The sequence below is a fragment of the Streptomyces nanshensis genome (genome assembly GCF_001751255.1).
Classification (GTDB): Bacteria; Actinomycetota; Actinomycetes; order Streptomycetales; family Streptomycetaceae; genus Streptomyces; species Streptomyces nanshensis_A.
The window spans coordinates 1-11,069 of sequence record NZ_LJGW01000412.1 but is presented as its reverse complement, the minus strand read 5'-3'; the positions used below and the strand labels follow the sequence as shown (position 1 = coordinate 11,069).

The following is an 11,069-nucleotide window of genomic DNA, read 5'->3' as shown; positions in this document are numbered from 1 at the left end:
GGTCCCGCGTGTAGGCGGCCGGCGCCTCGGCGACGTCCGCGCCCGGAGCGGCGTGATGGGCGAGCACGACCGCGTCCTCGACGGCCTGGTTGCCGCCCTGCCCGAGCGTCGGCGCCATCGCGTGCGCGGCGTCGCCGAGCAGCGCCACCCGGCCCCGGTGGTAAGCGGGCAGCGGATGGACGGCCTGGAGGACGTCGTTGCGCAGCACCGCGCCCGGTGCGGCGGCCTCCAGGATGGCCGGCACCGGGTCGTGCCAGCCGGCGAACCGGCGCCGCAGCTCGGCCAGTTCACCGTCGGGCGCGTGCTGTCCCTCGGGGGCGGCCGCCGCGGCGTAGGCGTAGATCCTGCCGTCGTGCAGCGGCTGGGTCCCCCACAGGGCGCCCCGGCCCCACGTCTCATGCGGTACGTACGCCACCTCGGGCGCGGGGATGACCAGCCGCCAGGCGGTGAAGCCGGCGTAGACGGGACCGGGGCTGCCGGGGAAGAGCACCGAACGGGCGGGCGAGTGGACGCCGTCGGCGGCCACGACCAGCTCCGCCTCCCACTCGTCCCACGGCTGCGCGTCCCGCGGCTGCGCACCGGCCGGATCCGGGGCAGGGCGGCTGCGCACGCGTGCGGGGCCGTGCGGTCCGCCGGGGTCGGCGATCTCGGCCGCCGCGTCGGTGCGGACGGTGCCGTCGGGCAGCGACGAGTGCAGCAGCGAGATGAGGGTGGCGCGGTGCAGCGGGACGACCGGACCGCCGAAGCGCTTCTCGGCGGCGTCCTGGCTGGTACGGCAGAGCCACCGGCCCGAGGGGGTGCGCAGTCCGCCTTCGGAGTGCCACGCGCGCATCGACCGCACGGTGTCGCCGAGGCCGATCATGTCCAGTGCGCGAAGGCAGTTGGGCGTCAGGCCGAGGCCCGCGCCGACGGCTTCGAGGGACGGCGCCCTCTCCAGGACGGTGACCCGGTGGCCCTGCCGGTGGAGCGCGACGGCGGCGGTGAGGCCGCCGATGCCGGCGCCGATGACGAGGGCGCTGGAGCGTTGAGCGGACATGGCGTCTCCTTCTCGATCCCGGTGGACCGGCGCCGGGGCGCAGGCACGTACAGCACCGCATCCCGTCGCACTACGCCTGTAGTTTACTACGCCCGTAGTGGAGCCCATGGCGGGGCTCTTCCGACGTACATTTGCCGGCATGAGCGCCCCCCGTTCCTCTCCCGCCGTGTCCGCAGCCCGTGCCGAACGGATCGCGGACGCCGCGATCCGGCTCCTCGCCGAGGGCGGACTGCGCTCGCTCACGCACCGGGCCGTGGACGAGGCGGCGGGCCTGCCGCAGGGCTCCACCTCGAACCTCGCCCGCACCCGGGCCGCGCTGATCGGAACGGCCGTGCGGCGCCTGGCCGTTCGGGAGGCGCAGGTGCTCTCCCCGGCGGAGATGCCGCGCGGCGAGAGCACCGCCGAACTGGCGGACGGCCTCGCGCTGGCACTGCACCGCTATCTGTCGCAGGACCGGTCGCTGCTCGTCGCCCGCTACGAACTGGCGCTGGAGACCACCCGGCGTCCCGAACTGCGCGAGGTCTATGTGCAGACCGGCACCAGCGCCTTCCGTGAGCCGCTGACGGCGATGCTCCGCAGCGCCGGGTCGGCCCATCCGGAGCGGCACACGCTCTCGCTCGTCGCGTGGTGCGACGGGATCCTCTTCAGTTGCACGGCGGGTTCGTACGCGTCCGAGGTGCCGGGCAGGGACGAACTGCGGGCGGGGCTGCGGGAGTTGCTCGACGGCATGCTCGGCTCCCCGTCCGCTCCGCCGGGGCGCGGCGGCCGCTGAGCCGGTCGCCTCGTCTGGTCAGGCGTCAGGGGCGGGGTCAGGCCGGGCCGAGCCGGCTCTCCAGGCGTCCCACGGCGGCCCGGATCCCCGCCCCGTACTCGTCGTCGGCCAGCGAGGCCAACGCGCCCTTGGCGCGGCGCAGTTCACGCCGGGCGGCGCCGCTCTCCCCCAGCTTGGCGTGGTCCGCGGCGAGGTTGAGATACAGCGAGGGATACAGGGAGCGCACCGCGAGCGAGTGCTCTCCCCACTCCACCTTCTCCTCGGTGAGGGCGTCCGCCGCGGCCAGCGCACGCAGATCCCACTCCAGCTCGGCGCCCGGGTCGTCCTGGGTGTCCGCCATGTAGTGCGCGATGGTGCAGCGGTGGAAGAGGTCGCCCTCGCCGGTCGTCTCGGACCACAGCAGCGCCAGCCGGTGCCGGGCCTCCTCGCGGTCGCCCGCCCGGTGGAGCATGATCGCCTGGCCGATGCGGACCACCAGCCCGTCCGGGGACGTCTCCTGCTGCTGCTCCGTCACGGAACACCTCCTCCACCGGGCGCACCGGGTGCGGCTGTCACCTGCACCGACGACGCTAGCGGCAGGCACCGACAATGGCGCTCAGGCGCGTGCGCCGCTCCCGGGGATGCGCCAGTCGACGGGTGCGTGACCGGCGGCGGCGACCGCCTCGTCGATCTGGCTGAAGGGACGCGAGCCGAAGAACTTCTTCGCCGACAGCGGCGAGGGGTGCGCTCCCTGTATGACCGTGTGGCGCGCGGTGTCGATCAGGGGCAGCTTCTTCTTCGCGTAGTTGCCCCACAGCACGAAGACCGCGGGCGTCTCCCGTTCGGAGACGGCACGGATCACCGCGTCCGTGAATGTCTCCCAGCCCTTGCCCTTGTGCGAGTTGGCCTCTCCGGCCCGTACCGTCAGCACCGCGTTGAGCAGCAGCACGCCCTGCTCGGCCCACGGCATCAGATAGCCGGTGTCGGGGACGGGATGGCCGAGATCCTCGCGCATCTCCTTGTAGATGTTGCGCAGCGACGGCGGGGTGCGCACACCGGGCCGTACGGAGAAGCACAGGCCGTGGCCCTGGCCCTCGCCGTGGTACGGATCCTGGCCGAGGATCAGCACCTTCACCCGCTCGTACGGCGTGGCGTGCAGGGCGGCGAAGACCTCCTCGCGCGGCGGGTAGACCGGACCGCGCTCCCGCTCCTGCTCGACGAACTCGGCAAGCTCCTTGAAGTAGGGCTTGCCGGTCTCCTCGCCGAGGGCGCGCTCCCAGGACTCCGGCAGCGTGCCCAGCATGTCGTTCAACTCTCGTACCTCCGCGGCGGCTTCGCGTCCTTCATTGCCGTCACGAACGTACCGGCTGCCACTGACACTCCCCGCCCCGGTCCCGGAGCGGAGCCGGTCTACCAGCTCGACTTCATGTGCAGCTCCCACAGCCGCGGCAGCGTCGAGGGATCCATCACCCACTCCACACCGGCCACGTCCTTCAGCGAGGCGACGTACACCCGCCCCTGCCACAGCGGCAGCAGCCGCGCGTCCTTGGCGATGATCTTCTGGGCGGTGGTGAACTTCTTGCTGGCGGTCGCGCGGTTGCTCTCCTTGCGCGACTGCGGCAGCAGTTCGTCGGTGATCTGCGCGTTGTCGTACGGGGTGGCGAGCGCGTTGTTCTTGCCGACGAACGGCGCGACGTAGTTGTCCGCGTCCGGGAAGTCGGGGAACCAACCGCGTCCGAAGACCGGGTACTTGCCCTTGCTGTAGCCCTCGACGAACTGCGACCAGGGACGGCCCTTGACGGTGACGTCGAACAGGCCCGACTTGTTGAGCTGCCGCTTCAGTTCGGCGAAGGTCTCACCGGTCGTGTCGCCGTAGCGGTCGGTGGTGTACCAGAGCGTGAGCGGCACCTTCTTGTCGATGCCGGCCTCGCTGAGGGTCTTGCGGGCCTGATCCTTGCTCGGCTCGCCGTAGCGGTCGTAGAAGGCGGAGGTGTGGCCGGTGATGCCGCCCGGGACCATCGAGTACAGCGGGTCGGTGGTGCGGTTGTAGACGTTGCGTACGAGCGCCTTGCGGTCGATCAGCTCGGCAATCGCCTTGCGCACGGCCGGATTTCCGGCCATCCGGTCCTTGGGGTTGAAGACGAGATAGCTGATCTCGGAGCCGAGGAGCTCGGTCAGCTCGATCTCCTGGTTCCCATTGGCCTGTGCCTTTTGGAAACCGCTCACCTGCCCCGGGGTCAGCCCGCGGTAGGCGACGTCGATCTTCTTCTCCTTGAGCGCCTTCACCATCTTCGCGGAGTCCTGGAAGTACTCGACGGTGACGACGTCGTTCTTGGGCTTCGCGGGACCGTGATAGCCCTCGTACCGGGACAGTTCGGCCTTTTTGCCCTTGCTGTAGGACTTCAGGGTGTAAGGGCCGGAGCCGACGATCTTGTTGCCCTTGCGCAGCTTCTTGGCCGGATAGCTCTCCGGGTCGACGATCGCGGTCGCCGGGGTGGCCAGGATGAAGGGGAAGGTGGCGTCGGACTTCTTCAAGTGGAAGACGACGGTGCGCTTGTCGGGCGCCTCCACCCGGTCCAGGCTGCCCATCAGGCCGAGCGGCCCGGACTTCGCCTTGATCGTCATGACGCGGTCGATGGAGTGCTTCACCGCGCGGGAGTCGAGCGCGTTCCCGTTGGAGAACTTCAGCCCGTCGCGCAGGGTGCAGCGGTAGACGCGGCTCGCGGTGTCGGTGAACCCGCAGCGCTTGGCGGCGTCCGGCTCCGGCGAGGAACTGCTGCTCGGGAAGGACAGCAGCGTCTGGTAGACGTTCTTGTACAGCTCCCACGAACCGTCCCAGGCCGCCGCCGGATCGAGCGTACTGGGAGCGCTGGTGGTGCCCGTGACCATCTGGCGGAGCTTCTCGTCCTCGCTGTCCCCCGACATCGAAGAGCACCCGGCGACCATCGACGTCGCTATCGCAACGGTCGCTGTGATCCTCAGAGGTCCGTTCCGGTCGAACACCTGCGCGCTCCTCAGTCGGCGGTGGCACTGCTGCCGATGCAGTTGCTAAAGGGAATTGCCTCGGCCGGTCAATGCTGTCGCGTTTCTCCGCGCCGCCGTACGGGGTACGCCGGCGCAAGTGCGCGGACCCGCTGGCCGAGAGGCGAGTGCGACCCTACCTCAGCACCCGACCACCGGAACATGCACTGGTCAACCATTCGTCAATTGCCGGTGAGAGACGGAGCATTCCGATGACAGCGGGTGCCGGTCCGGCGACGGACCGGCACCCGAATTCCCGATCGGTGCCGCGCGAGCGGAGCGGAAATCGCTACTCGACGCCGGCGTTGAGCTCCAGTCCGCCGTCGACGACGAGGGTCTGCCCGGTGATCCACGCGGAATCCGGTGAGGTGAGGAAAGCCGCAGCACCGCCGATGTCCGAGGGCAGACCGAGCCTGTTCATCGGATATCGCGCGACGGCGTCGGCTTCGCGCCCCTCATAGAGCGCCGCGGCGAATTTGGTCTTCACCACCGCGGGCGCGACGGCGTTGACGCGTACCGTCGGCGCGAACTCATGCGCGAGCTGCTGTGTGAGATTGATCATCGCGGCCTTGCTCATGCCGTAGGCGCCGATGAAGGGCGAGGCGGACATTCCGGCGATGGACGCGATGTTGACGATCGTCCCGCCGTGGTCGCACTGCCACGCCGCCCAGGTGGACTGCGCGAAGCCGAGCGCGGAGACCACATTGGTCTCGAAGACCTTGCGGGCCACACCCAGGTCGAGTTCCGCGATGGGCCCGAACACCGGGTTCGTTCCCGCGTTGTTGACGAGGTGGTCGATGCGCCCGTAGGTCTCCATGACCTGCTCGACGGCCCGGCGCCGGTGCTCCTCGTCGTGCGCCTTGCCCGCGACGTACATGGCGCGCTGCGGGCCGAGGGCGGCGACGGCGTCCTTCAGGGCGTCCTCGTTGCGTCCGGTGATGCACACCCGGTGCCCGCGCGCGATGAGCGCCTCGGCGACCCCGTAGCCGATGCCCCGGCTGGCGCCGGTGACGACGGCGACCTCGCCGCTGTCCGGTGCCGCGGGCTGCGCCGCGGCGTCGTTCTCTGCCATCTTCCGTGTGCCTCCGGTCAGTTGAGCGGGCCGCCGGCCACGTACAGGACCTGGCCGGAGACGAACCCGGCCTGCTCACCGCTGAAGAACGCGATGGCGTTGGCGATGTCGCCGGGCTCGCCGACGCGCTGTACGGGGATCTGCGAGGCGGCCGCGGCCTGGAAGTCCTCGAAGCCCATGCCGACGCGCTCGGCCGTGGCGGCCGTCATGTCGGTGACGATGAAGCCGGGCGCGACGGCGTTGGCGGTGATGCCGAACTTGCCCAGCTCCTTGGCGAGGGTCTTGGTGAAGCCCTGCATCCCGGCCTTGGCGGCGGCGTAGTTGACCTGGCCGCGGTTGCCGAGGGCCGAGGAGGAGGAGAGGTTCACGATGCGGCCGAAGCCGGCGTCGACCATGTGCTTCTGACAGGCGCGGGACATCAGGAACGCGCCGCGCAGATGCACGTTCATCACCGTGTCCCAGTCCGCGTCGCTCATCTTGAACAGCAGGTTGTCCCGCAGCACGCCCGCGTTGTTCACGAGCACGGTGGGCGGCCCGAGTTCACCGACGACGCGTGCCACGGCGCTCTCCACCTGGGCGGAGTCGGAGACGTCGCAGCCCACGGCGATCGCGCGCCCGCCCGCGGCGGTGATCTTCTCCACGGTCTCGGCGCAGGCCGCCTCGTCGAGGTCGAGCACCGCGACGGCCCGGCCCTCCTCCGCGAGCCGTACCGCTGTGGCCGCGCCGATGCCCCGCGCCGCACCCGTGACGATCGCGACGCGCTGGTCGGTGGTGGACATGCTGTTTCTCCTCGCCCTGAAGTGGTGGACCTGCCGGTGCCGGTGTCCGGTCGGTTCCGGGGACGCCGGCGATGTTGGTGAGCAGATGTTGGTGAGCAACCGCTTAGTACCTGTGGCTGTCGTGACGCTATGAGTCCCACCACGCGCTGTCAACGGGTCCCCGTGGAGGTGAGATTCACCGCACCAGCAGCTCCAGCAGGCGTTCGGCCTCGGCCTCGGGATCACATGTCAGCCCGGTGTGCACCGGCCCCGGCTGCACCACCGTGCTGCGCGGCGCGACGAGCCAGCGGAAGCGGCTGCCCGGTTCCTGGCCCGCGGCCTGTCCGGCGGCGCTGCCGCCGTCGCAGACGCCCTCGGCCGCGTGCAGCGCGGCCCGTACGCCCGCCAGGTCCGCGCCGGGGTCGAGCGCCCGCAGCCGCTCCTCGTCCAGATGCGTACGGGCGATCACGAGCGAGCGGGCGCGGCAGTAGACGAGCACCCCCGCGTTCATCGACTCGCCGCGCTCGACGCGCGGCACCACGCGCAGCAGGGCGTACTCGAACACCTCGCGCCGGCAGGGCTGTTCGGCACTCACGGCGCTCACCGGCGCACACCCCGCTCCTGCCCGCTCTCGCACTCCGGCCGCCCGCCGGCATCGCTACGCCGCCGGGGCGGACGGGCGCCGGTCAGCCAGCCCGGTGCACGGGAGGGGCCGTCCCGGGTCGGTTCGCCGAGTACGACGCGCTCGGCGAGCCCGGGGACGCGGGCGGCCAACGTCCGTACGTACGCGGCGCGCAGCTCGTCCGGATCCGCGAAGCCCGGCTCGTCCAACAGCCATTCGCCGGGGACGGCGGCGGCGCACTCGGCGAGCAGTTCCTCGGTCACCAGCGGCGCCAACTCGGCGCCGGCCGCGGCCACATCGGGCGCGAAGGGGGCGAGGACGTGGTCGGACGCGTCGTAGGGCTTGTCCCTGGAGGCGGGCGCGGAGGGCCAGTTGTGGTGCCAGATCAAGCTGGCGCCGTGGTCGATGAGCCACATCTCGCCGTGCCACACCAGCAGGTTGGGGTTGCGCCAGGACCGGTCGACGTTGCCCACCAGGGCGTCGAACCACACCACACGGCCGGCTTCGGCCGCGTCCACGGTGAAGGCGAGCGGGTCGAGACCGAGGGACCCGGGGAGGTAGTCCATGCCCAGGTTGAGTCCGCCGCTGGCCTTGAGCAGGTCCTGAACCTCCTCGTCCGGCTCGCTCAGACCGATCACGGGATCGAGCCGGATGCGGACGAGTTCGGGGACGCGCAGGCCGAGCCGCTGCGCCAGCAGCCCGGCGAGGACTTCGGCCACGAGGGTCTTGCGGCCCTGCCCGGCGCCGGTGAACTTCATGACGTACGTGCCCAGATCGTCCGCCTCGACGATCCCGGGCAGCGAACCGCCCTCCCGCAGCGGGGTGACGTAGCGGGTCGCGGTGACTTCGCGCAGCATCCGCCCAGGTTAGCCGCCGCGCGGCGGGTCCCCCGCCGGTCCGCGCGCGGGGCGCTCTCAACTCCGCCCCGACTCCGCGCATTCCCCGGCCGGTCGCCCATCGTAAGCGACCTGTGACCTTCTCACAGGGGCTCCCGGAGCAATTGCCGATTCTTGACAAAGGTCTTCGCCGCCGAGGGGCCGCTGTGCAGGATGCGCAGGGCAGAGGCAGTATGTGCAGCCCCCAACAGAACAGGAAGACCCCATGACAGCATCGACCACTCGCAGGTCCGTGCTCGCCGCCGCGGGCGCCGCCTCGGCCGCCGTGACACTCGCCGCATGCGGCTCCGGCGGCGGGTCAGGCGGCGACGAGAACGCCGGCGGCGACGGCGGCAGCAAGGAGGGCGGCGCGAAGGGCACGTTGGGCAAGGCCTCGGACGTCCCCGAGGGCGGCGGCATGGTCTTCAAGGAGCAGAAGGTGGTCGTGACCCGTCCCAGCGGGTCGGAGTACAAGGCCTTCTCCGCGACGTGCACGCACAAGGGCTGCGCCGTCTCCGAGGTCAAGGGCGGAACCATCCTCTGCCCGTGCCACGGCAGCAAGTTCGACATCTCGGACGGCAGCGTCAAGGCCGGTCCCGCGACCAAGCCCCTGCCGCCGGCGAAGGTCACCGTCAAGGACGGCGACATCCACCTCGCCGAGAGCTGAGGGCCGGGGCACGCCAGCTCCCTGCGCGCCGCTCCGCGGCCGCCGTACGGGCGGTACGGGGCGTACGGCCAAGTCCCCTGCACCGGGCGGGAGTTCGCGGACGCGCCCTAACCCGTGACCTCCAGGGCGGCCTTCTCCAGCGCGGAGACGGCCGCCCTGATCGACGGCCTGCGGTCGGCGTCCTGCCGCCAGACCGCGTAGATGCGGCGCCGCAGGGTGTGGTGCACCGGTACGAGCGCCACGCCCCGCGGCACCGGGCCCCGCCCCAGCCGCGGGGTCACCGCGATGCCCAACCCGGCGGCCACCAGCACCAGTTGGGTGTGGTGTTCGGCCGCCGTGTGCGACAGCCGGGGCTCGATGCCCTCGGCCCGCAGCGTGCTCATCAGCCACTCGTGGCAGAACTCCCCCTCGGGCCAGGAGATCCACTCCTCCTCGGCGACCTCGGTCAGCTCCACCCGGCGCCGTCCCGCCACCGGGTGGCCCTCGGGTACGGCGAGGTCGACCGGGTCCTCCAGCAGCGGTGTGCTGCACAGCCCGGCGGGCAGCGTCAGCGTGCGGTTCCGCCAGTCCAGGACGATCGCGAGATCCGTGCCGCCGCGCAGCAGGCGCGGCAGCGCGACTTCGGCCTCCGCCTCCGTCAACCGCGGGCGCAGCAGCGGGTGTTCGTGCCGCAGCCGGTTCAGGGCCGCGGGGAAGAGACCGCGGGCCGCCGTGGGGAAGGCGCTCAGCAGCAACTCGCCCGCGGCCTCGCCCCGGTGAGCCTCCAGGTCCGACTGTGCGACCTCCAGCAGCGAGAGCACCTTTCCGGCGTGCGCGGCCAGCAGCCGTCCGGCGTCCGTGAGCCGTACGCCCCGGCCGCTTCTGGACAGCAGCCGCTGCCCCGTCTCCCGTTCCAGCTTCGCCATCTGCTGGGAGATCGCGGACGTCGTGACGTACAGGGCCTCGGCGGCGCCGCCCACCGTGCCGTGCACCGAGATCTCGTGCAGCACCCGCAGCCGCTCCAGATTGAACATGTAAGCGATGCTACGCCTTTACTTCCACACATACTCGCTTGTGCTAAAGAGCGGCTATCGCGATCGTGGAGCGCATGACGTCCTCCACGCGCCCCTCGGGCATCCCGCCCGCCGCCCCCGTCCTCTCCCGCGTCCGGTCCGGCAGGGCGCCGGGATCCACGTCGCGCAGCACGCCTCCCGCCGCACCGCGGACCACGTCGCGGACCGCGCGGCGGCTGCTCGACTGGCGGGTGCGCTTCGCCGCGCTGGCGCTCGTCTGGGGCTTCAGCTTCCTCTTCATCAAGCTCGGCACCCAGGCGTTCGCGCCGCTCCAAGTGGCCCTGGGCCGCATGGTGTTCGGGACCGCGGTGCTCGCGGCGGCGCTCGCGGTCAAGCGGGAGCGGCTGCCCGGCCGTCCGCGGCTCTGGGCCCACCTCACGGTCTCGGCGTTCTTCCTCAACACCCTCCCGTACTCGCTCTTCGCCTACGCCGAGTTGACCGTCTCCTCCAGCCTGGCGGGCATCTGCAACGCCACCAGTCCCCTCTTCGGGATGCTTCTCTCCCTCGTCGCCCTCTCCGAGGACCGCCCGGGGCGGCGCAAGGTGGCGGGTCTGGCGACCGGGTTCGGCGGTGTGCTGGTGGTGCTGGGCGCCTGGCGCGGCTTCTCCGGCCAGGACCCGGCCGGTACGGCGATGGCGCTGGGCGCGGCGGCCAGTTACGCGGTCGGCTGGCTCTACGTACGGCGCACGCTCGCGGGCAGCCCGCACTCGGCGCTGTCCATGTCGGGCGGGCAGTTGCTGCTCGGCTCGGCCCAACTGCTGGTGCTCACCGCGCTGTTCACCTCCGCGCCGGCGGCGTTCCCGGCCGGGCCGGTGCTGGCGGTGCTGGCGCTGGGCGCGCTCGGTACGGGCCTGGCCTTCCTCATCCAGTACGGGCTGGTGGCCGAAGTGGGCCCGACGACCGGGCAGATGGTCACGTACTTCATACCCGTCATCGCCACCGCGGCAGGCGTGACGCTGCTCGGCGAACCCCTCACCTGGAACACACCCGTGGGCGCGCTGATCGTGCTGCTGGGCGCCGCGCTCACCCAGTCCGCGCCCCGGCGCCGCAAGCGCCAGACGACCGCGAACGGCCCTACGGCGCACGGCACTTGCGCCGCGGACGGCGCCGGCGGCCGTACGGACGACACCGCGGCGGCGCCCCGGTCGTAACCGCCTCGGCCGTGACCGCTCGGTCGCGCCAGCGCCTCAGTCGTAGCGCCGGGCCGCGGACGGG

The 11,069-nt window shown here is 71.6% G+C and carries 12 protein-coding genes; 3 read left to right on the top strand and 9 right to left on the bottom strand.

Annotation, left to right across the window (positions count from 1 at the left end):
• On the bottom strand, nt 1–1,036 hold a 1,036-nt coding region (locus AN218_RS25800; protein ID WP_420856015.1), incomplete at its 3' end, for an FAD-dependent monooxygenase.
• A gap of 139 nt (nt 1,037–1,175) precedes the next feature.
• On the opposite strand from AN218_RS25800, the gene AN218_RS25795 reads away from it, so the two are divergent.
• On the top strand, nt 1,176–1,808 hold the full coding sequence (locus tag AN218_RS25795; protein ID WP_070019374.1) for a TetR/AcrR family transcriptional regulator: 633 nt from the start codon (nt 1,176–1,178) through the stop codon (nt 1,806–1,808).
• A gap of 37 nt (nt 1,809–1,845) precedes the next feature.
• Here the strand turns inward: AN218_RS25795 and AN218_RS25790 are convergent, their stop codons facing one another.
• The 7 genes from AN218_RS25790 to AN218_RS25760 all read right to left on the bottom strand — a co-directional run bounded on the left by AN218_RS25790 (nt 1,846) and on the right by AN218_RS25760 (nt 8,117).
• A complete protein-coding gene (locus AN218_RS25790) occupies nt 1,846–2,322 on the bottom strand; it encodes a hypothetical protein (protein WP_070019373.1) in 477 nt (158 codons plus the stop codon).
• Nucleotides 2,323–2,403: 81 nt separating this feature from the next.
• Nucleotides 2,404–3,090: a uracil-DNA glycosylase gene (ung, locus tag AN218_RS25785; RefSeq protein ID WP_070019381.1), complete on the bottom strand. Its 687-nt coding sequence runs from the start codon at nt 3,088–3,090 to the stop codon at nt 2,404–2,406.
• Nucleotides 3,091–3,197: 107 nt separating this feature from the next.
• Nucleotides 3,198–4,790 (bottom strand): ABC transporter substrate-binding protein, encoded by a 1,593-nt coding sequence (locus AN218_RS25780; protein WP_070019371.1) that lies wholly within the window; start codon nt 4,788–4,790, stop codon nt 3,198–3,200.
• 307 nt (nt 4,791–5,097) lie between these two features.
• Complete coding sequence (locus AN218_RS25775) at nt 5,098–5,880, bottom strand: SDR family oxidoreductase (RefSeq protein WP_070019369.1); 783 nt, start codon at nt 5,878–5,880, stop codon at nt 5,098–5,100.
• A gap of 17 nt (nt 5,881–5,897) precedes the next feature.
• The gene (gene fabG / locus AN218_RS25770; RefSeq protein ID WP_070019367.1) at nt 5,898–6,659 is read right to left on the bottom strand and encodes a 3-oxoacyl-ACP reductase FabG; all 762 of its coding nucleotides are present in this window, start codon (nt 6,657–6,659) and stop codon (nt 5,898–5,900) included.
• A 175-nt stretch (nt 6,660–6,834) separates the two neighbouring features.
• A complete protein-coding gene (locus tag AN218_RS25765; protein ID WP_070019379.1) occupies nt 6,835–7,233 on the bottom strand; it encodes a DUF3037 domain-containing protein in 399 nt (132 codons plus the stop codon).
• A gap of 5 nt (nt 7,234–7,238) precedes the next feature.
• On the bottom strand, nt 7,239–8,117 hold the full coding sequence (locus AN218_RS25760) for a HipA family kinase (protein WP_070019365.1): 879 nt from the start codon (nt 8,115–8,117) through the stop codon (nt 7,239–7,241).
• A 244-nt stretch (nt 8,118–8,361) separates the two neighbouring features.
• Between AN218_RS25760 and AN218_RS25755 the strand changes: the two genes are divergently transcribed.
• Nucleotides 8,362–8,802, top strand: a complete 441-nt coding sequence (locus AN218_RS25755) for a Rieske (2Fe-2S) protein (protein ID WP_070019364.1) — start codon at nt 8,362–8,364, stop codon at nt 8,800–8,802.
• Between the two features lie 107 nt (nt 8,803–8,909).
• On the opposite strand, the gene AN218_RS25750 is transcribed toward AN218_RS25755, so the two are convergent.
• Entirely contained in the window at nt 8,910–9,815 is a 906-nt protein-coding gene (locus tag AN218_RS25750) for a LysR family transcriptional regulator (RefSeq protein WP_070019362.1), read from the bottom strand.
• Nucleotides 9,816–9,889: 74 nt separating this feature from the next.
• Here AN218_RS25750 and AN218_RS25745 point away from each other — a divergent pair, with 74 nt between their 5' ends.
• The gene (locus tag AN218_RS25745; RefSeq protein ID WP_079132591.1) at nt 9,890–11,005 is read left to right on the top strand and encodes a DMT family transporter; all 1,116 of its coding nucleotides are present in this window, start codon (nt 9,890–9,892) and stop codon (nt 11,003–11,005) included.
• Nucleotides 11,006–11,069 lie beyond the last annotated feature (64 nt).

Bases quoted from the DNA above. Each gene is read 5' to 3' on its own strand.
- AN218_RS25760 (WP_070019365.1), bottom strand. From the start codon at position 8,117: ATGCTGCGCGAAGTCACCGCGACCCGCTACGTCACCCCGCTGCGGGAG.
- AN218_RS25750 (WP_070019362.1), bottom strand. From the start codon at position 9,815: ATGTTCAATCTGGAGCGGCTGCGGGTGCTGCACGAGATCTCGGTGCAC.
- AN218_RS25795 (WP_070019374.1), top strand. From the start codon at position 1,176: ATGAGCGCCCCCCGTTCCTCTCCCGCCGTGTCCGCAGCCCGTGCCGAA.
- AN218_RS25745 (WP_079132591.1), top strand. From the start codon at position 9,890: ATGACGTCCTCCACGCGCCCCTCGGGCATCCCGCCCGCCGCCCCCGTC.
- fabG (WP_070019367.1), bottom strand. From the start codon at position 6,659: ATGTCCACCACCGACCAGCGCGTCGCGATCGTCACGGGTGCGGCGCGG.
- AN218_RS25755 (WP_070019364.1), top strand. From the start codon at position 8,362: ATGACAGCATCGACCACTCGCAGGTCCGTGCTCGCCGCCGCGGGCGCC.
- ung (WP_070019381.1), bottom strand. From the start codon at position 3,090: ATGCTGGGCACGCTGCCGGAGTCCTGGGAGCGCGCCCTCGGCGAGGAG.
- AN218_RS25775 (WP_070019369.1), bottom strand. From the start codon at position 5,880: ATGGCAGAGAACGACGCCGCGGCGCAGCCCGCGGCACCGGACAGCGGC.